Raw genomic sequence first — 19,661 nt, forward strand, 5'->3', positions numbered from 1 at the left:
GAAGGGCTCAAAAGCGCCTTGAGCGTGGCGCAAACGCCGCAGTGCGAACCGGAATCAGATGCATCGCCACTGATTTGGATGACAATGTGTGACGCTGCCGCTACCCAGGCGCAATACCAGGTAAAATTAAGGGAACTTTTTTGTTGCGGGCGTACCACGTTCGACCAGCAGCAGTGAAAGGGGCGGATTTTTTTTATCGTCGGAGGGGAACGATATGGCAAAATGCCAACGCACAAAGTTAGACACTGCTCGAAGTCTACACAACGCAAAGCGTTCCCCACAACTTGCCAATGTTATACTTCGAGCAATGTATGACTTGTCTTCGTCATATGGCTCGCAGTAAACCTGCGGTAATCTCAATTTCGAGAGGAGAAATATGAATAAACTTTCAAAGCTCGCGTTCATTGCAGCTACCGCAGTTGTGGCTGCATCCGCTCAGGCACAATCGGTGCCGGCGTCGCGACAAGCCGTCAATGACAACTGGGTGAATGGTACCGGCGAATACGTGTGGATGAACGGCACGAACGAGCTTTGCTGGCGCGATGCATTCTGGACGCCGGCCACCGCCAACGCCAAGTGCGATGGCGCCCTGGTCGCCCAGGCACCGCAGCCGCCGGTCGCTCCGCCGCCGCCGGCCATCACCAGCCAGAAGATCACGTACCAGGCTGACGCCCTGTTCGACTTCGACAAGGCCATCCTGAAGCCGGCTGGTAAGGAAAAGCTGGACGACCTGGCAAGCAAGATCCAGGCTCTGAACCTCGAAGTCGTCGTCGCGACGGGCTACACCGACCGTATCGGCTCGGTCGCCTACAACGACCGTCTGTCGCTGCGCCGTGCGCAAGCCGTCAAGTCGTACCTCGTCAGCAAGGGCGTTCCGGCAGAGCGTATCTACACGGAAGGCAAGGGCAAGCGCAACCCGGTTACGACGGGCTGCAACCAGAAGAACCGCAAGGCTCTCATCGCCTGCCTCGCACCGGACCGTCGCGTGGAAGTCGAAGTCGTCGGCACGCAAAAGCAGTAATCGCGAGCGCTCGACCGCAAGTCTCAAAAGCCCCGCTTCGGCGGGGCTTTTTTTATCCCGCGCTTTATCCCTTCTTTCATTTCGCCTGTCTGCGCGCGGCGTCATCGTTCCGGAAAGCCTGACGGCACGGCGCGGCATTTTGCTGCCCTGTGCACCCGCCTGTATACTCTGGGCTTATTCTTTCCGACCCGTACCGCGCTTCAGGCTGCCACGACATGACGAATGCCGATCCCCACGAGCTGCAGAAATTCAGCGATCTCGCTCATCGCTGGTGGGACCCGAACGCCGAATTCAAGCCGCTGCACGAACTCAACCCCATTCGCCTCGCCTGGATAGACAGCCATGCGCATCTGCCTTCCAGGCGCGTGCTCGACATCGGCTGCGGCGGCGGCATCCTTTCCGAATCGATGGCGGGACTCGGCGCAACCGTAAAAGGCATCGACCTGTCGCGCGAGGCGCTCGGCGTGGCCGACCTGCATAGCCTCGAGAGCGGCGTGACGGTGGACTACGAACTGATCGCAGCCGAAGCGATCGCCGCGCGCGAACCGGCGTCGTTCGACGTCGTGACCTGCATGGAAATGCTCGAACACGTGCCGCAGCCCGCCGAAGTCGTGAAGGCCTGCGCGACGCTAGTGAAGCCTGGCGGCTGGGTGTTCTTTTCGACGCTCAATCGCAACGTGAAGTCGTATCTTCTCGCTGTGATCGGCGCGGAATACATCGCGCAGATGCTGCCCAAGGGCACGCACGACTACGCGCGCTTCATCCGCCCCTCGGAGCTTGCCGCGTTCGTGCGTGACGCCGGCATGCACGTCGCCGAGATCAAGGGCATCACGTATAACCCGCTCACGCGGCACTTCGCGCTATCGAACGACTCCAGCGTGAATTACATGATCGCTTGCCGGCGCGGCGCCTGACGGCTCTTGCGCGAGCGGCGCCGCCGGATCACCCTGCTCCGGCGGCATTCCCTGCACACCGGCGCGCCGCGCCATCGCTTCCAGACATGAATTCACCCACGAACGCCCAACCTGCCGCGGAGAGCGCCGCAGCGCTTGCCGCCTGCGACGCCGTGCTGTTCGACTTCGACGGCACGCTCGCCGATACGGCCCCGGACCTCGCCGCCGCCGTCAACCAGATGCGCCACGCGCGCGGTCTCGTGCCCACGCCGCTCGAGAAGCTGCGTCCGCTCGCTTCGGCGGGCGCACGCGGCCTGATTGGCGGCGCGTTCGGGATCGGCCCCGACGATCGCGAGTTCGCCGCGATGCGCGAGGAGTTTCTCGCCAACTACGAGGCGAATCTGCGCATCGAGACGGCGCTCTTCGCCGGTATCGATGCGGTGCTCGACGACCTCGACGCACGCGGCGTGCGCTGGGGCATCGTGACCAACAAGGTCGCCCGTCTCACCGAGCCGCTCGTGAAACTGATGCATCTGGACACGCGCGCTAGCTGCGTGGTGAGCGGCGATACGACGCCCTATTCCAAGCCGCATCCGGCGCCATTGCTGCACGCGGCCGAGGCGCTCGGCATCGCGCCGCAGCGCGTGGTCTATGTCGGCGACGATCTGCGCGACGTGCAGGCGGGCGCCGCGGCGGGCATGGCGACGATCGCCGCCGCCTACGGCTACTGCGGCAACGACGTACCGCCCTCGCAGTGGGACGCGCAATATGTCGCGGACACCACGGCGGCACTGTTCGCCCTGCTTCAGCACATCGGCAAGGCGGCCTGAGGCGGTGCTACAGCGGCTTTTGATCGCGAAGAGCCCCGCGCGCCCTTGAACCGGGCACGGTTCGCCTCATATGGCGAACTATGGGATAATTGTTCCATCCTCTGGGGCCGACCTGGTTTCGACAGGGGTTATGAAGTAATCAGGGCATGCCGAGGACCCGTCACCTCGTTAATCAATGGGAAAAACGTAACTGCAAACGACGATACGTTCGCACTGGCAGCCTAAGGGCCGCCGTCCTCTGCCTGGCTCACTGACGGGCTAGCGTCGCAAGACCGGTAGCAATACCGCCAGAGGTCATTTACGTCAGTTAAGCCTTGGTGGCGTCACGACGCCAAGGTCGAAAATCCAGTGAATCGCCGTAGCGCAGCGTGTTCGTCCGCGTCGCTCCGGTTAAATCAAACGACAGAACTACGCATGTAGAACTGGTTATGGACTGCTTCTGGACGCGGGTTCGATTCCCGCCGGCTCCACCAGATTTTTCCTTTCGTCCACGACGAACGGACTCGAGCCCCGGCGCCGCAAGGCTGTCGGGGCTTTTTGCTTGCTGCAGTCCTCACTCTAGCCAGTCGCAAACAAAAAAACTCGCGACGGCCCGTTCAGGCCTCGCGAGTTTTTCTTTGCTCCACAAGCGGCGCAACTTTCGCGTGCGCCCCGTGATCATCAATTGTCCTGCGGGCACTGCAGATTACAGCCGTTCTGATCACCCAGATCGCCACGCTTGCGTGCGGCAGTCGGCTTGCCATGCTGATACTTGGCCGACGGCGCCGAAGCGGCGAACTGCATCTGCGGATGCTCGTTAAACTTGAACTGATCGCTCAGAATACCGCCAGGCACGCCCGGCGAATTCTGCGCAAAGGCAACGTTGAACGTAGCAAACAACACTGCCGCCGTTGCGGCCGCGGCACCAACTTTGAGGACAAATTTCATGGTCGATCGGCGCGACGGGCGCGCATCTGAAACGTGAGAGCGAATACAAACTGAAAGTATCACAAAAAGCGCCTCAGTCTGCAGCATAGTCCGACCATTCCATTGCCTTCTGTTACAACGGCCGCGCCTCGCCCTCGAGCGGCCCGCCCCATGCGGCTTCGAGTTCCAACACGTCGCCGCACGACGCCGGATCGTATCCCTCCAGTTGCGCAACGGACGCGCGGAACCCCGCACCGCGCAGCAAACCGAGCACGGTCGCCAGCGGCTCGTGCGCGAGGTGGCCGCGATCACACGCGAAATAGTAGTCTTCGTCGGCGATTTCAATGAAATCGAGCCCGAAATGGTGCGCCGCCGGCGCAACGCCGAAGCCCACGTCGGCCATTCCGCTCGCCACAAATGCGGCGATCGCCGAATGCGTGAGTTCCGACGACGCATAACCGTTCACGCGCTCAGGATCGACGCCGATACGCGTGAGCAGCAGATCGATCAGCATGCGCGTGCCCGAGCCCGGTGGCCGGTTCACGAAACGGATATCGCCGCGCGCGAGGTCGGCGAGACCTGTGATCTGCTTTGGGTTGCCGCGCCCGACGAAGAGTCCCTGCTTGCGCTGCGTGAGATGGATGAGCACGTGCCGCTGCGGGTCGAGCCAGCTCCGGTAGGCGTTGGCGCAGGCGGCCCGAAAATCGCCGCGCGGTAGATGAAAGCCGGCAAGATCGCATTCGCCGCGCGCGAGCGCCGTGATCGCATCGACGCTGTCGCGGTACTTGATTTCCACGGGCACCTGGTCGGCGACGAGCGCCGTCACGAGCGCCGCCACCGCGTAGCCGTGCGAAGCATGGATGCGCAGATCCTGAGCGTCGGGCGCGAGCCAGCGGTTCAGGTCGCTCGCCACTTCACTGGCCAGCGCCTCGAGGTTGCCCTGCAGCCGCTCCCCGCACAGGCGCTGGGAGCGCAGCACAGCCTCGCCCAATTCGGAGAGAACGGACCCGCGGCCACGCGCTTTCGCGATCAACGCGCCCCCCAGGCGCTCCTCGACTTCACGCAAAACGCCCCACGCATGGCGATAGGACAAACCCTTACGCTGCGCGGCCTGCGCAATGCTTCCTTCCTCGGCGACGAGCGCAAGCAACGGTACAACGTCCGTCAGGCTTGCCTCGCGGCCTTCCGCGTCGCGCACGACTAGCTGCGCATGGCACTCGACCTTGATCATTATGAAATTTTCCTTCCTATTGCGTCTGCCTTTCCACGGGCCTATTGTTCGGTCAGACAACAAGACAACCGCAGCATAGATGCACACTTTATGAATAACAAGTGCATATATGCCCAGGAGAAGCCCCATGATGGAAGAGACAGCTGTTAGCGCGCCGGACGATCTCGTCCTGCGTTACGCACAACCAGGCCGCACGCTGCTTGCGATCCTGCATGCGATTCAGGACGAAGTCGGCTTCGTGCCGCCGTCCACGGTCGTGCCGCTCTCGAAGGCGCTGAATCTCTCGCGCGCCGAGGTCCACGGCGTGATCACCTACTATCACCACTTCCGCACTGCGCCGCCCGCGCCGGTCACGGTTCAGCTGTGCCGCGCCGAGGCCTGCCGCAGCATGGGCAGCGAGGCGCTCGCGCAGCACGTCGAGTCGCATACCGGCTGCCGGTTCCGACAGCACGGCCACGACGCCGAACACGCGCACGCGCACGAAGGCCCGGTCGCGCTCGAATCCGTCTATTGCCTCGGGCAATGCGCGCTCTCGCCCACCATGATGATTAACGGCACGCTGCACGCAAAAGTGACCCCGCAGAAGTTCGACAAGCTCTACGCAGCCGCGCTCGCGACCGTGCGCACCGAGGAGGCCGCATGACTCGCGTCTACGTTCCCCGTGACTCCTCGGCGCTTGCGCTCGGCGCGGATGCCATCGCCGAGGCCATCGAACGCGAAGCCGCCGCGCGCGGCGCGAGCATCGAACTCGTGCGCAACGGCTCGCGCGGCCTGCTTTATCTCGAACCGCTCGTCGAAATCGAAACGCCCGATGGCCGCGTAGGCTATGCGAACGTCGAACCCGATGAAGTCGGCGCACTCTTCGACGCCGGCTTCCTGCAAGGCGGCCAGCACGCACGCAGCGTCGGCCTCGTCGAGCAAATTCCGTATCTGCGCAAGCAGCAGCGCCTCACGTTCGTGCGCATCGGCATCACCGACCCGCTTTCCACCGACGACTACGTCGCCCACGGCGGCCTCGAAGGATTGCGCAATGCGTTGAAGATGACCGGCGCCGATATCTGCGAAGCGCTGCTCGAGTCGGGCCTGCGCGGCCGCGGCGGCGCGGCGTTCCCGGCCGGCATCAAGTGGCGCACGGTTGCGAACGCGCATGCCGAGCAGAAGTACATCGTCTGCAATGCCGACGAAGGCGATTCGGGCACGTTCTCGGACCGCCTCGTCATGGAAAGCGATCCGTACGTGCTGATCGAGGGCATGACGATCGCGGGCATCGCGGTGGGCGCGACCGTGGGCCATATCTACGTGCGCAGCGAGTATCCGCATTCGATCGAAGCGCTCGAAGAAGCCATTCGCCGCGCACGTGCTGCCGGCTGGCTCGGCGACGACGTGCTCGGCAGCGGCAAGCGCTTCGAACTGTTCGTGGCCAAGGGTGCGGGCGCCTACGTATGCGGCGAGGAAACGGCGCTGCTCGAGTCGCTCGAGGGCAAGCGCGGCATCGTGCGCGCCAAGCCGCCGCTGCCGGCGCTCGCCGGCCTGTACGGCAAGCCCACGGTCATCAACAACGTCATCACGCTCGCCACGGTGCCGATCATCTTCGCGAAGGGCGCGGCGTTCTACAAGGACTTCGGCATGGGCCGCTCGCGCGGCACGCTGCCGTTTCAGCTCGCGGGCAATATCGCGCGCGGCGGGCTCGTGGAGCTTGCGTTCGGCGTGACGCTGCGCGAACTGATGGTCGACTACGGCGGGGGCACCGCCAGCGGCCGTCCGGCACGCGCGGTGCAGGTGGGCGGCCCGCTCGGCACCTATCTGCCCGAAAGCCAGTGGGACATTCCCATGGACTACGAAGCGTATGCGGCCGTTGGCGCGGTCGTGGGTCACGGCGGCCTGGTCGTGCACGACGACACGTCGAATCTCGCCGAACTCGCCCAGTACGCGATGGAGTTCTGCACGCTCGAATCGTGCGGCAAGTGCACGCCGTGCCGCATCGGCTCGACGCGCGGCGTCGAGGTGATCGCGAAGATCCGCAAGGGCGACACGTCCGAAAAGCAGGTTACGCTGCTGCGCGACCTGTGCGACACGATGGTGTCCGGCTCGCTGTGCGCGATGGGCGGCATGACGCCCTACCCCGTGATCTCCGCACTCAACCATTTCCCTGAAGATTTCGGTCTCGAACCCGTCGCCCAACAAGCAGGCCAGCAACCGGCGGCCGCCTGAACGAGGAGCCACCATGTCCGACACGCTCATGTCCCAAGCCGGTGGTTGCGGTTCCGGCAATTGCGCCTGCAAGTCCCAGGCAAAGAAGCAACGCTCGCCCTTCGACGATACCGATTTCGGCACGCCGCTCGTTCACGCCGACGTGGACGTCACGCTCGAGATCGACGGCCAGTCCGTCACCGTGCCGGCCGGCACGTCGGTGATGCGCGCCTCGATCGAGGCCGGCATCAACGTGCCGAAGCTCTGCGCCACCGACTCGCTCGAACCGTTCGGTTCGTGCCGTCTGTGTCTCGTGGAAATCGAAGGCCGTCGCGGCTATCCCGCTTCGTGCACGACGCCGGTCGAAGCGGGCATGAAGGTGCGCACGCAAAGCAACCAGCTGCAGAAGCTGCGCCGCAACGTGATGGAGCTCTACATCTCCGATCACCCGCTCGACTGCCTCACCTGCCCCGCCAATGGCGACTGCGAACTGCAGGACATGGCCGGCGTGACGGGCCTGCGCGAAGTGCGCTACGGCTTTGACGGCGCGAATCACCTGAAGGACAAGAAGGACGAATCGAATCCGTACTTCACGTATGACCCGTCGAAGTGCATCGTCTGCAATCGTTGCGTGCGCGCCTGTGAAGAGACGCAAGGCACGTTCGCGCTGACCATCGCCGGGCGCGGCTTCGAATCGCGCGTCGCCGCCGGCGCGAGCGAATCGTTCATGGACTCGGAATGCGTGTCGTGCGGCGCCTGCGTCGCCGCGTGCCCGACCGCGACGCTGCAGGAAAAGACCGTCGTGATGCTGGGCCAGGCCGAGCACTCGGTCGTGACGACCTGCGCCTATTGCGGCGTGGGCTGCTCGTTCAAGGCCGAGATGAAGGGCAATGAAGTCGTGCGCATGGTCCCGCACAAGAACGGCCAGGCGAACGAAGGCCATGCCTGCGTGAAGGGCCGCTTCGCATGGGGCTACGCGACGCACAAGGATCGCATCAAGAAGCCGATGATCCGCGCGAAGATCACCGATCCGTGGCGCGAAGTGAGCTGGGACGAAGCGATCAACTACGCCGCGAGCGAGTTCCGCCGCATCCAGGCGAAGCACGGGCGCGATTCGATCGGCGGCATCACGTCGTCGCGCTGCACGAACGAGGAAACCTACCTCGTCCAGAAGCTCGTGCGCGCCGCGTTCGGCAACAACAACGTCGATACCTGCGCACGCGTGTGTCACTCGCCAACGGGCTACGGTCTCAAGACCACGCTCGGCGAATCGGCGGGTACGCAGACCTTCGCTTCGGTCGATCACTCCGACGTGATTATCGTGATCGGCGCGAACCCCACCGACGGCCATCCGGTGTTCGGCTCGCGCCTGAAGCGCCGCGTGCGTCAGGGCGCGAAGCTCATCGTCGTCGATCCGCGCCGCATCGACATCGTCGATACCGCGCACGTGAAGGCCGAGCATCACCTGCAACTGCGCCCGGGCACCAACGTCGCGATGATCAACTCGATCGCGCACGTGATCGTGACCGAAGGGCTCGTGAATGAGTCGTTCGTGGCGGAGCGCTGCGAGACGCGCGCGTTCGAGCAATGGCGCGATTTCGTCTCGCTGCCGGAAAACTCGCCCGAAACGATGGCCGAAGTGACCGGCGTGCCCGCCGAGCAGGTGCGCGCCGCCGCGCGCCTCTATGCGCAGCAAGGCAATTCGGCGATCTACTACGGCCTCGGCGTCACGGAACATGCACAAGGCTCGACGATGGTGATGGGCATCGCCAACCTCGCGATGGCCACGGGCAACATCGGCCGCGAAGGCGTGGGCGTGAATCCGCTGCGCGGCCAGAACAACGTGCAGGGTTCGTGCGATATGGGTTCGTTCCCGCACGAGCTGCCGGGCTACCGCCACGTGGGCGATTCGATCGTGCGCGGCGAGTTCGAGGCGGCCTGGAACGTCGCGCTGCAAAGCGAGCCGGGCCTGCGCATTCCGAACATGTTCGAAGCGGCGCTCGACGGCACCTTCATGGGCCTCTACTGCCAGGGCGAGGACATCGTTCAGTCCGACCCGAACACGCAGCACGTGGCGGCGGCGCTTGCGTCGATGGAATGCATCGTCGTGCAGGACATCTTCCTGAACGAGACGGCGAAGTACGCGCACGTGCTGCTGCCGGGCTCGTCGTTCCTCGAAAAGGACGGGACGTTCACCAACGCCGAGCGCCGCATCTCGCGCGTGCGCAAGGTCATGCCGCCGATCGCCGGCTACTCGGACTGGGAAGTGACGATCCTGCTCTCGCGTGCGCTCGGCTACGAGATGGACTACACGCATCCGTCGCAGATCATGGACGAGATCGCGCGCCTCACGCCTACGTTCCACGGCGTCTCGTACAAGAAGATCGACGAGATGGGCAGCATCCAGTGGCCGTGCAACGAAGATGCGCCCGAAGGCACCCCGATCATGCACATCGACGAGTTCGTGCGCGGCAAGGGCAAATTCGTCATCACGAAGTTCATCGCCTCGCCGGAGAAGGTCACGCGCCGCTTCCCGCTCCTGCTCACGACGGGCCGCATCCTCTCGCAGTACAACGTGGGCGCGCAAACCCGCCGCACCGAGAACTCGCGCTGGCACGAGGAGGACCGCCTCGAGATCCATCCGGTGGACGCCGAAGACCGCGGCATCCGCGACGGCGACTGGGTGGGGATCGAATCGCGCGCGGGCCATACGGTGCTGCGCGCGCAAGTCAGCACGCGCATGCAGCCGGGCGTGGTCTATACGACGTTCCACTTCCCCGAGTCGGGCGCGAACGTCATCACCACGGATGCCTCGGACTGGGCCACGAACTGCCCCGAGTACAAGGTGACGGCCGTGCAGGTCAGCCACGTGCAGCAGCCTTCGGAGTGGCAGCGCGAATACTCGCGCTTCAACACCACCCAGCTCGAGCTGCTCAGCAAGCGCGAACCGCTTACAACCTCAGGGAAATAAAGCGATGAAAGCGGATCACTTGATCGAAATGGCGAACCAGATAGGCATGTTCTTCGACTCGCTGCCCGATCGCGAGGAAGCGCTCACGGGCATCGCGGAGCACATCCGCAAGTTCTGGGAGCCGCGTATGCGCCGCACGCTGCTCGCGGCGCTCGATGGCGAAGGCGAACAAGCGGGCTTCACGGAGATCGTGCTCGCCTCGCTCACGAAGCATCGCGAGGCGCTGACGCCCGCGGCGGCTTGAGCGGGGCCAGCCGGCCCGTCACATGAGACGCACGGCGCCGCGCGGTTCAGACCGCCGGCGCCTGGGCAAAGCCCGCAGCCGCGTACCACGTCTCGCAGTGGCGCAGCAGGGCATTGAGGTCCGACGCGGGACGCCCCCGCGCGCCGATATAGCCGTCGGGCCGCATCAGATAAAACGCGGGCCGCGTGCGCCCGTACGATTCGGTGAGCGTTGCCGCACCCTCGCCCGCCAGCGGCGTCTCGCCATTGGCGAGATCGGCGATCCACCACACTCGCAGCGCCTGCGGAAACAGCCGCTCGACGGCTTCGGCAAGACGCTTGAGCATTGCGCTCACCTCTGCACCGTTTTTCGCCGCTGCCGCGTCGGCGTCGCCCTCCACCAGCAGGAACAACGAAAAGCACGCTGGGTCGTGCAGATCGAAGATGCGCCCCTTGCCCGGCGCCTTGCCAAGCGGACCGTTCACCACGCGCACGAATGCATCCGGGGCGCGCTCGCCCGCGCGAGGGCCGCCGTCCAGCACGCGCTCGAGCGTGAGCGGGCTGCGGCGGTACTGGATCGACAGCTCGCTCACCGCCTGGCGCGCCGCGTCGCGCAGCGGCCCGAGCGCGACGAGCGCCGGCATCACGCGCTCGCGCAGCAGCTTGAGCGGGCCGTGATCGGCTTCCACCAGTTGCGTCATGAAGCTCGTCTGTTGCAGCACGAGCCGCTCGATCGGATAACGCTCCGCATGATAGGTGTCGAGCAGGCGCTCGGGCGCGCCGCGCGCGTGCACGCGCGCGATCTTCCAGCCCAGATTGAAGGCTTCCTGGATGCCGGTGTTCAAGCCCTGCGCGCCCGCGGGGCTGTGCACGTGCGCGGCGTCGCCGGCAAAGAAGGTGCGCTCGACGCGCAGCTGCCGCACCATGCGGCTGTTCACGCTGAAGTACGAAGCCCAGCTCATGTCCGAGACCGACACCGGATGGTGCACGCGCTGCAGGATGATGTCGCGGCATTCTTCCAGCGTGGGCACGGGGATCGTGCCTTCGGGCGCGGCGGGCAGCATGGCCTTGTGATCGGCGATCAGGCGGTAACGGCCGTGGCCGAACGGAAAGAGCGCGGCGAGACCGTCGCCCGAGGCGAAGATGTGGAACTCGTCGTCGGACCAGGGCGTGCTCGCGCTCAGGTCGGCGAGCAGGAACGACTGCGCCATCGTCTCGCCGTCGAACTTCATGTCGAGGCGATGGCGCACGGTGCTATGCGCGCCGTCGGCAGCGATCACGTAAGCGCAGCGCACCGACTCGACGCGCCCGTCCGGGCGGCGCACTTCCGCGCTCGCGCCGGCCGAGCCCTGGGTGTACTCCAGCAGTTCGCAGCCGCGCTCGATCTCCACGCCGAGCGTCGCGAGATGCCCGCCGAGGATGCGTTCGGTAACCGTCTGTTCAATGAAGAGCAGATAGGGATAGCGCGTGAAGAGCGGATCGAAGTCGAGCCGCGCGCGGCGCTGACCGTTCGAATAGAGATTCGCAATATGGGCGCGGTGGCCGAGTTCGAGAAACGGCTCGACGATGCGATGCTGCTCGAACAGCTCGAGCGTGCGCGCCTGAATGCCGATCGCCCGCGAGTGGCGTCCGGGCTGCGGCGCGCGATCGATCAGCCGCACGGGGATATGCGCGCGCGCAAGACTCATCGCGGCGGCGAGCCCGGTGGGTCCCGCGCCCACGATGAGCACGGGCGCGAGAGAAGAAGCCACGGCCATGCAGACCTCCATGCGCTCGACACGATACAAGGGCCTGCTCACATGAACAACAGGCTTGCGAACGCGCCTTGCCGGCTGCAGTGCAAGGAGGGCGGCGCGCCGTTTGGCCGAGCCAATCAAGCGACGCGCGACGCTGCAATGCGGCCGGCAAGGCACGTTCCCCAAACCAACTAATTGCATTACAGGGGCTGGCCACCAGAAGGGCCGATCGCTGCGTCATGCTCCTCACGAATACGTTGAGTATTCGCTTCGTCGCAATCCTTGCGCTCGGCCCTTCTGGTGGCCAGCGCAAGCCTGTTATTCATGTGAGCAGGCCCTTAGTGTATCGCCCGCGCCGGGACCGGTCGCGCGGCAGCGCATCAAATGCGCTTTGAATCGAGCGGGAAGTCGCTGCGCGAATGGCCGCGCTTCAGTGCGCGTGCGGATGCCCGCGCGTTGGCGTGTGCCTGTGCGCGACGTCCGGCATCTCCAGTGCGCAGCGATGCTCGCTCGTGCCGAGATCCACCTGCAACGTCACGTGCCGCATGCCGAAGCGCACCTGGAGCGACTCGACCATATGATCGAGCGCGGCGTCGCCGGGGTGCCCAGCCGGCATCACGAGGTGCGCGCTCAACGCACAGCCCGTGGTCGAAAGCGCCCAGACGTGCAGGTCATGCACGTCGACGACCCCCTCCTGCTGCACAAGGAAGCCGCGCACGCGCACGATGTCGACGTTCTCGGGCACGGCCGCGAGGGCAAGCCGCACCGACTCGCGCAACAGCCCCCAGGTGCCGTACACGATCACGAGCACCACGGCGATCGACATGAGCGGATCGATCCAGCTCCAGCCGGTCGCAAGAATCAGCAGACCGCTCACGGCCACGGCGGCGGAAACACCGGCGTCGGCGGCCATGTGCAGGAAGGCGCCGCGAATGTTCAGGTCGTCCTTTTGCCCGCGCATGAAAAGCCATGCCGAAAAACCGTTGACCACCATGCCGATGGTCGCCACGACGAACACATCGAAGCCCGCGACCGGTGCCGGATGGAACAGCCGGCCAAGCGCCTGCGCGAGGATCGCGCCGCACGCGAGCAGGAGCAGCGCGGCGTTGGCGAGCGAGGCGAGGATCGACGAGCTGCCGAACCCGAATGTGAAGCGCGCCGACGGACGGCGCATGGCGAGCCACCCGGCGCCCCAGGCGAGCAGCAGGCCGAGCACGTCGGAGAGATTGTGGCCGGCGTCGGCGAGCAGCGCGGTGGAATGCGCGAGCACGCCGTACACCGCCTGTACGACGACGATGAAGACGTTTAGCGCGACGGCGATGGCGAACGCGCGGCCGTGGCCCGCGACGCTCGCGTGATGATGGTGATGGTGGCCGTGCGCGTGAGCCTGTCCGTGCGGCGCGTGGGCGTCGTGCGCAGGGTCGTGCTCGCCCTCGTGCTTCCCGGCGCCCTCGCCGTCATGCGCGTGTTCGTGATCCGCTGCGCTCATGCGCCCTCCTGCCATTGCGCCGAGGGCTCGGCCACGTGTTCCAGCATGCCGGCGATCATCGCGCTGATATGCGCGTCCGCGGCCGTGTAGAACATCTGTTTGCCCTCGCGTTCGGCGCGCACGACGCGCGCGGCGCGCAAAAGCCGCAGATGGTGACTCACGAGCGACGGCGAAAGACCGAGCGTGTCGGCGATCGCCCCCACCGCGATCCGGTCCTCAACACAGGCGAGCACGATACGCAGACGGGTTGCGTCGCCGAGCAAACGAAAGAGGTCGGCGAGCGGTACGATGCGCTCGTCATCGGAAACTGGGGTCATGACTACACACGATACATATGAACAGATGTTCATATGTTAGTTCGGCAACAGCGGCAGGTCAACTTTCATTCAACATTCGGCCAACTTCGGGAACGGGTCCGCGAGTGTGGGAAAATGCCGCCTTTGTGTCTCGATCGTTTTGCTTCTTCAGTCATGGAACAGCTTTTTGTCCGCGCGTACGCCGCACATCGCGACGGCCGGCTGGACGACGCCGAGCGCGACTACCGCGCGACGCTCGCCGCCGATCCCGTGCACGTCGATGCGCTGCATCTGCTCGGCGTGCTGCGGCATCAGCGAGGCCAGCACGCCGAAGCCGCGGACCTCGTGCGTCGCGCGGTCGCCTTGCGCCCTGACGACGCCGCGCTCCAGCTGAACCTGGGCAACGCGCTCAAGGCACTCGGCGAACTGGAAGGCGCGATCGAGCGCTTTCGCAACGCGCTCACGCTCGCACCCGCCTTTGCCCTCGCGCATTACAACCTCGGCAACGCCTATGCGGCGATCGGCCGGCACGAGGACGCGATGTACGCGTTCGGCCAGGCCGTGCGCCTGCAGCCCGGCGACGCCTCCTCGCACAACAATCTCGGCAACGCGCTGCACGCGCTCGGCCGCCATGCCGAAGCCGCCGACTCGTTTCGCCGCGCGCTCAAGATCCGCCCGGGCCATGCAGGGGCGCACAACAATCTCGGCATGTCGCTCAACGCGCTTGGCGACAGCGCGAGCGCGATCGAACAGTTCCAGAAGGCGCTGCGCGTGCAGCCGCGCTTCGTCGCCGCGCATTTCAATCTTGCGAATACGCTCGATGCGACCGGCCATCACAGCGAGGCCGTGGCCGCCTTCGAAACGGCGCTTTCGCTGCAGCCGCATTTCGGGCCTGCCCTGTTCGGGCTCGGTAATGCGCTCGCCGCGCTCGGCCGCCACGACGCTGCCATCGGACCCTACGAGCGTGCGATCGGCTTCGATCCGAAATTTGCCCTCGCCTGGCTTGCGCTCGGCGTGGCGCATCACGCGCTCGGCCGCCATGCGGCCGCGCTGCGCGCCTTCGACGAAGCGCTGCGCGTGCGGCCCGATCTGGCCGCCGCGCATTTGAATCGCGCGCTCACGTGGCTCACGCTCGGCGACTTCCGGCGTGGACTGCCCGGGTACGAATGGCGGCTCGATCCGGCCGCACGCGACGAGGCGCACGCCAACGCACCGCGCGGCGCGGGCTACACCCCGCCCCCGCAGGTGAGTGCACCGATTGCGCCGCGCACGCCGCAAAGTGCGCTGCCACGCTGGCACGGCGAGCCCCTGAACGGCCGCACGCTGCTGATCGAGGCCGAGCAGGGTTACGGCGACACGCTCCAGTTCGTGCGCTTCGTGCCGCAAGTCGTGGCCGTGGCACAGAAAGCCAGTGCGCGCGTCGTGCTCGAAGTGCAGCGCGCGCTCGTGCCGCTCATCGCGCCCGCGGCCGAGGCCTGGCGTGTCACGCTCGTCGAGCAGGGCGCGCCGCGGCCGGCCGCCGACCTGCACTGCCCGCTCCTCTCGCTGCCGCTCGCGCTCGGCACGAGCATCGACACACTGCCGGCGCGCACGCCCTACCTCAACGCGAGCACTGCCTACAGGCGCAAGTGGCGCGGCTCGCTGGGCGGCCAGGCGCGGCGCAAGATCGGCCTCGCGTGGTCCGGACGCATCCAGAAGCACGAAAATCGCGCGATTGCGCTCGCCGCGCTCGAACCGCTTTTCGCGCTCGACGGCATCGACTGGATCGTCCTGCAGCCCGAACTCAGCGCAGCGGAACACGCGGCGCTCGACGCGCATCCGCGGGCGCGCTCGATCCACCGTCTCGGCGGCAAGCTGCAGGACTTCGCGGATACCGCGGCCGTGATCGAACGTCTGGACGCCGTCGTGTCGATCGATACGTCGATCGCCCACCTCGCGGGCGCGCTGGGCGCAAAACTTTGGGTCATGCTGCCGTTCGCCGCGGACTGGCGCTGGTTTGCGGGCACCGACGAAAGCCCCTGGTACCCGCGCGCGCGACTCGTGCGTCAGCCGCGCCCGCATGCGTGGGCGGAAGTCGTGGAGACGGTCGCGCGCGAGTTGCGCGACGCGTAAGCGACACAATAAAAAACGGGGCGCCTGAGCGCCCCGTTTTTTATTGCTTTTGCCGCGAAATCGCAGATCAACCGATCCGCAAATCAAGCCGCCTTGTACTGATTGCGCGCTTCCGGCGTGCGATAGAGCACGAGCGTCGCGATCAGGCCGCACACGCCCGCGACGCCCATCCACGCACCCGGCGCAGCCTTGTTGCCGCTCACGTGAATGAGGTAGGTCGAGATCGCCGGCGTGAAACCGCCGATCGTCGTCGCGAGGCTGTAGGCAAGCGAGAAGCCGGCGGTGCGCACGTCGGCGGGCATGACTTCGGTGAGCGCCACGACCATCGCGCCGTTGTAGCAGGCGTAGAGGAACGACAGCCACAGCTCGACCGTGAGCAGGCGGCCGAACGACGGTTCCGCCACGAGCCACTGCACCGTGGGATAGGCGGTGAGGATCGTGAGCACAGTGAAGGTGATCAACATCGGGCGGCGGCCCACACGGTCCGAAACCGCGCCGGAAACCGGCAGCCAGAAGAGATTCGACAAGCCGATGCAAACCGTCACGATCAGCGTGTCGATCTCGTTCAACCTGAGCACTTCCTTGCCGAAGGTCGGCGTATAGGCGGTAATGAGGTAGAACGACACGGTGGTCATGATGACCATGCCCATACCGGCAATCACGACGCCCCAGTTCTGCACCATCGACGCCATGATTTCGCCCATCGAGGGACGATGCTTCCTCTTCGCGAACTCCTCCGTTTCCTGGAGCGAGCGGCGAATGATGAAGAGGAACGGCACGATCAGGCAGCCGATGAGGAACGGCACACGCCAGCCCCAATTCGTCATGTGCTCGACCGGCAGCAGGCGATGCAGCAGCACGCCCAGCAGCGCGGCAAACACCACGGCGACCTGCTGGCTGCCCGACTGCCACGAGACGTAGAAGCCCTTGTTGCCCTTGGTCGCGATCTCGGAGAGATAGACCGAGACGCCGCCCAGTTCCACGCCCGCCGAGAAGCCCTGCAGCAGGCGACCCACCAGCACGAGCGCCGGCGCGAGTATGCCGATGGTCGCGTAACCCGGCACGACGGCAACCGCGAGCGTGCCGAACGCCATCAGGCCGAGCGTAAGCATGAGGCCCTTGCGGCGGCCGTGATGGTCGATGTACGCGCCGAGGATGATGGCGCCGAGCGGACGCACGAGGAAGCCTGCGCCGAACACGGACAGCGTGAGCATCAGCGAAGCGAACGCATTGTCACTCGGGAAGTAGGTCCGGGCGATCGCCGAAGCGTAGTAGCCGTAGACCATGAAATCGTACATTTCCAGGAAGTTGCCGCTGACGACGCGGAAAACGGTCCGGAACTTTGATTCGCCTGGGGATGCGTGGGACGCGGTAGACATGACACTCTCTGAAGAGACTGTCCGGGAAACCTGAGCGGCTCGCGGGACAGTGAGAAACAATCACTCGCGGTAAAGCGAGGGTCGCGCGGGCGCGCGCGCGGGCATTTTATTGTGCGGTACGCGCCGGGACTCAGATATTCGGGCATTTCCTTAAAAGAGGCTAGCAAAAAGCATCAACGGAAGTCATTTCTTCCATTTTTATTACGATTACACTTCGTCATGCTTTCACGCGTGGCAAGCCCGCCGCGAATATCCTCGAATGGGGCAAAATATCTTGCAGCAGGGCTCGGCGCGCGGCCCCCGACGCGCGCCCTGATCCAGACGCCCACACGTCCGCCATCCGCATGCCCGAAATCCCCGCCCTCACGCTGCGTCCGGCCACCGTCGCCGATGCTCCCTTGCTCGCCGCCATGCACGCCGCAAGCTGGCAGGCCACGTATCGTGCGCTGCTGCCCGCTGCGTTTCTCGAGCGCGAAGTCGACGCCGAGCGCGCGGCTTACTGGCGCGCGCGCATGGAGGCGCCAGGCGGCGAACGGCGGCTCGTTCTGATCGCCGAGCTTGCATCGGGTGCGGCCGTGGGCTTCGTGTGCGTCGAACGCCAGCCAGGCTCTCCCTGGGGCGTGTTGCTCGACAATCTTCATGCGCTGCCGGCGCATCAGGGCACCGGCGTCGGCAAGCGGCTCATGCGCGCAGCGCAGGACTGGGCGCGCGCCCAGGGCGAGACGCAGCTCTATCTGTACGTGCTCGACGGCAACACGCCCGCGATTGCGTTCTATGAGCGCCAGGGTTGGACCTATTCCGGCTCGGAGCCCGACCGCATGGGCGGCATCGACATTACCGCACTGCGTTACGTATACCGGCTCGACGAGCTCGGAATCGGGTAGGACTCCGAGGAAGGCGACCGAAATAAAAAAGCCGCACGCAGGTTGCGCGCGGCCGGGATGGGGTTGCAGCGTGGTTGGCAATCAGAAGCGGGTTTCGCGCGCGGTTCGCAAGAAGGTGTCGAGCAGCGGCGTGCAGTCGAGCAGTTCGGGACCGCCTGCGCGATGGAACTCCGGGTGCCACTGCACGCCCACGACGAACGGCGAGCGCCGGTAACGCACCGCCTCGATGAGCCCGTCGCCCGCCGAAACGGCCTCGACGGTCAGGTCGCGTCCGAGATTCCTCACGGCCTGATGGTGAATCGAGTTGACGATCGCCTCGCGCCGCCCCGGGAACATGGTCGCGAACGTCGAGCCCTCCGGGAACGTGACCGCGTGTCGATGCTGGTCGTAATGCTCGCTCACGTGCACGCCGGCCGTCGGCACGTCGCTCGCGATGTCCTGGTAAAGCGTGCCGCCGAACGCCACGTTGATGAGCTGGCAGCCGCGGCACACGCCCAGCACCGGCTTGCCCGATTCGACGAACTCATGCAGCAGTTCGAGTTCGTACATGTCGCGCACACGGTCGCCCGGCCATTCGGGGCGTGGCGAGATTTCCGCATACGTCTGCGGCGAGACGTCGGCGCCGCCCTGGAGCAGCAGGCCATCGAGGTGCTTCGCGTAATCGCGCAGGCGGATATTGCTCGGGTGCAGCATCCCCTGGTGCCCGACCGTCGGAATCATGAACACGATGACGTCCCGGGACATCACCCAGTGTGCGATCGATTCCTCCAGGTACTGCAACGTCTTGCCGCGCAGCCCTTGCGCGCCCGGCTCCGGGTGGAAGATCCGCGCCGAGACGCCGATGCGCAGCGTGCGCTGCGTGATGCGCTGTCCGGCGCGGTCGAACAGTTGCCGCGCTCGCGCCACGACGATGCGGCCGAACACCGCCCAGGCCGAATCGCTCGCGCGCAGATAGCGCGGCGGTTCCGGCGGAATGGCACCGGGCGGCGGAGGATGATGTGCCGTAAAGTCGGGTGCCTGGCCGAAGCCGGCCGGCGCGGCACCAGGACGTTGCGGCGCAGCAGACGCTGCCGCCTCGCCCGTGCTCGCCGGTTCGGTATGCGGGGCCGGCGCGGGCGCGGCCTTGCCGGCCTCGGCGGTTTCGCTGATCGGAATACTCGGCGTCGTACCCGCCGGCGTCTGCTTCGGCAACTCGCCGGGCGTGGAAGCCGCTGCTGCCCCCCCAGCGCTGGGCGTAACGGTCGAAGCGCTTTCGGGCGCGTCGGTCGAGGCACGTTGCGCGGCCTCCCCAGAGGGTGAACCGGAGGGCGATGCGGAGGGAGAACCAGCAGAAGTGCCGGGAGAACCGGCGGGAGGAGAGGACGGGGCCGCGGGAGCGCCGGCGGGACCGGCATCGGCAGGACGGCTTGCGCCGTCAGGGACCTCGGGTTGGTCTGATTTGTTATCGCTCATGACGTGGGGTCAGGCGCGCGGCGCGCGAACGAATGAACAGGCTTTGATT

General features: G+C 65.7%; 16 protein-coding genes and 1 other RNA gene. 10 read left to right on the top strand and 7 right to left on the bottom strand.

Translation table 11 applies throughout. The features are described 5' to 3' along the window. Positions 1-376: 376 nt before the first annotated feature. From ompA to ssrA, 4 genes are all read left to right on the top strand, one after another. Positions 377-1,021, top strand: coding sequence for an outer membrane protein OmpA (ompA, locus tag AB4Y36_RS01330; protein WP_042260999.1), 645 nt, complete (start codon positions 377-379; stop codon positions 1,019-1,021). A 215-nt stretch (positions 1,022-1,236) separates the two neighbouring features. After that, entirely contained in the window at positions 1,237-1,935 is a 699-nt protein-coding gene (gene ubiG, locus AB4Y36_RS01335) for a bifunctional 2-polyprenyl-6-hydroxyphenol methylase/3-demethylubiquinol 3-O-methyltransferase UbiG (RefSeq protein WP_069262645.1), read from the top strand. A gap of 86 nt (positions 1,936-2,021) precedes the next feature. Continuing rightward, complete coding sequence (locus tag AB4Y36_RS01340; RefSeq protein WP_069262646.1) at positions 2,022-2,744, top strand: HAD-IA family hydrolase; 723 nt, start codon at positions 2,022-2,024, stop codon at positions 2,742-2,744. A gap of 103 nt (positions 2,745-2,847) precedes the next feature. Beyond that, positions 2,848-3,217, top strand: a transfer-messenger RNA (tmRNA) gene (gene ssrA / locus AB4Y36_RS01345). A 187-nt stretch (positions 3,218-3,404) separates the two neighbouring features. Here ssrA and AB4Y36_RS01350 read toward each other — a convergent pair. Both AB4Y36_RS01350 and AB4Y36_RS01355 read right to left on the bottom strand, forming a co-directional pair. Further along, the gene (locus AB4Y36_RS01350; RefSeq protein WP_069262647.1) at positions 3,405-3,671 is read right to left on the bottom strand and encodes a hypothetical protein; all 267 of its coding nucleotides are present in this window, start codon (positions 3,669-3,671) and stop codon (positions 3,405-3,407) included. Positions 3,672-3,783: 112 nt separating this feature from the next. After that, complete coding sequence (locus tag AB4Y36_RS01355; protein ID WP_368682141.1) at positions 3,784-4,881, bottom strand: substrate-binding domain-containing protein; 1,098 nt, start codon at positions 4,879-4,881, stop codon at positions 3,784-3,786. A gap of 130 nt (positions 4,882-5,011) precedes the next feature. Between AB4Y36_RS01355 and AB4Y36_RS01360 the strand changes: the two genes are divergently transcribed. From AB4Y36_RS01360 to AB4Y36_RS01375, 4 genes are read left to right on the top strand one after another with little or no spacing between them, the layout of a single operon-like run. Continuing rightward, positions 5,012-5,524, top strand: coding sequence for an NAD(P)H-dependent oxidoreductase subunit E (locus tag AB4Y36_RS01360; protein ID WP_368682290.1), 513 nt, complete (start codon positions 5,012-5,014; stop codon positions 5,522-5,524). Continuing rightward, positions 5,521-7,092, top strand: a complete 1,572-nt coding sequence (locus AB4Y36_RS01365; RefSeq protein WP_368682142.1) for a formate dehydrogenase beta subunit — start codon at positions 5,521-5,523, stop codon at positions 7,090-7,092. Before AB4Y36_RS01360 ends, AB4Y36_RS01365 begins: the two co-directional genes overlap by 4 nt. Positions 7,093-7,105: 13 nt before the next feature. Continuing rightward, positions 7,106-10,042 carry a formate dehydrogenase subunit alpha gene (gene fdhF, locus AB4Y36_RS01370; RefSeq protein ID WP_368616002.1) on the top strand — a complete coding sequence of 979 codons (2,937 nt, stop codon included), beginning with the start codon at positions 7,106-7,108 and terminating at the stop codon, positions 10,040-10,042. A gap of 4 nt (positions 10,043-10,046) precedes the next feature. Continuing rightward, positions 10,047-10,286 (top strand): formate dehydrogenase subunit delta, encoded by a 240-nt coding sequence (locus tag AB4Y36_RS01375; protein ID WP_042260984.1) that lies wholly within the window; start codon positions 10,047-10,049, stop codon positions 10,284-10,286. A gap of 46 nt (positions 10,287-10,332) precedes the next feature. On the opposite strand, the gene AB4Y36_RS01380 is transcribed toward AB4Y36_RS01375, so the two are convergent. The 3 genes from AB4Y36_RS01380 to AB4Y36_RS01390 form a co-directional block, all read right to left on the bottom strand. Then, positions 10,333-12,021, bottom strand: a complete 1,689-nt coding sequence (locus AB4Y36_RS01380) for an FAD-dependent monooxygenase (RefSeq protein ID WP_342948567.1) — start codon at positions 12,019-12,021, stop codon at positions 10,333-10,335. 409 nt (positions 12,022-12,430) lie between these two features. After that, positions 12,431-13,489 carry a cation diffusion facilitator family transporter gene (locus AB4Y36_RS01385; RefSeq protein WP_342948566.1) on the bottom strand — a complete coding sequence of 353 codons (1,059 nt, stop codon included), beginning with the start codon at positions 13,487-13,489 and terminating at the stop codon, positions 12,431-12,433. Then, a complete protein-coding gene (locus AB4Y36_RS01390; RefSeq protein WP_368610226.1) occupies positions 13,486-13,806 on the bottom strand; it encodes an ArsR/SmtB family transcription factor in 321 nt (106 codons plus the stop codon). The genes AB4Y36_RS01385 and AB4Y36_RS01390 overlap by 4 nt, the downstream gene beginning before the upstream one ends. 153 nt (positions 13,807-13,959) lie before the next feature. Here AB4Y36_RS01390 and AB4Y36_RS01395 point away from each other — a divergent pair, with 153 nt between their 5' ends. Next, positions 13,960-15,897 carry a tetratricopeptide repeat protein gene (locus AB4Y36_RS01395; RefSeq protein WP_368682143.1) on the top strand — a complete coding sequence of 646 codons (1,938 nt, stop codon included), beginning with the start codon at positions 13,960-13,962 and terminating at the stop codon, positions 15,895-15,897. A gap of 83 nt (positions 15,898-15,980) precedes the next feature. Here AB4Y36_RS01395 and AB4Y36_RS01400 read toward each other — a convergent pair whose 3' ends face one another. Then, a complete protein-coding gene (locus AB4Y36_RS01400; RefSeq protein ID WP_069262655.1) occupies positions 15,981-17,276 on the bottom strand; it encodes an MFS transporter in 1,296 nt (431 codons plus the stop codon). Positions 17,277-17,620: 344 nt separating this feature from the next. On the opposite strand from AB4Y36_RS01400, the gene AB4Y36_RS01405 reads away from it, so the two are divergent. Then, positions 17,621-18,160: an N-acetyltransferase family protein gene (locus AB4Y36_RS01405; RefSeq protein WP_368682144.1), complete on the top strand. Its 540-nt coding sequence runs from the start codon at positions 17,621-17,623 to the stop codon at positions 18,158-18,160. Between the two features lie 81 nt (positions 18,161-18,241). Here AB4Y36_RS01405 and AB4Y36_RS01410 read toward each other — a convergent pair whose 3' ends face one another. Continuing rightward, a complete protein-coding gene (locus AB4Y36_RS01410) occupies positions 18,242-19,612 on the bottom strand; it encodes a gamma-glutamyl-gamma-aminobutyrate hydrolase family protein (protein ID WP_069262657.1) in 1,371 nt (456 codons plus the stop codon). Positions 19,613-19,661 lie beyond the last annotated feature (49 nt).

The sequence above is a fragment of the Paraburkholderia sp. BR10936 genome (assembly GCF_040965735.1).
Taxonomy (GTDB): domain Bacteria; phylum Pseudomonadota; class Gammaproteobacteria; order Burkholderiales; family Burkholderiaceae; genus Paraburkholderia; species Paraburkholderia nodosa_A.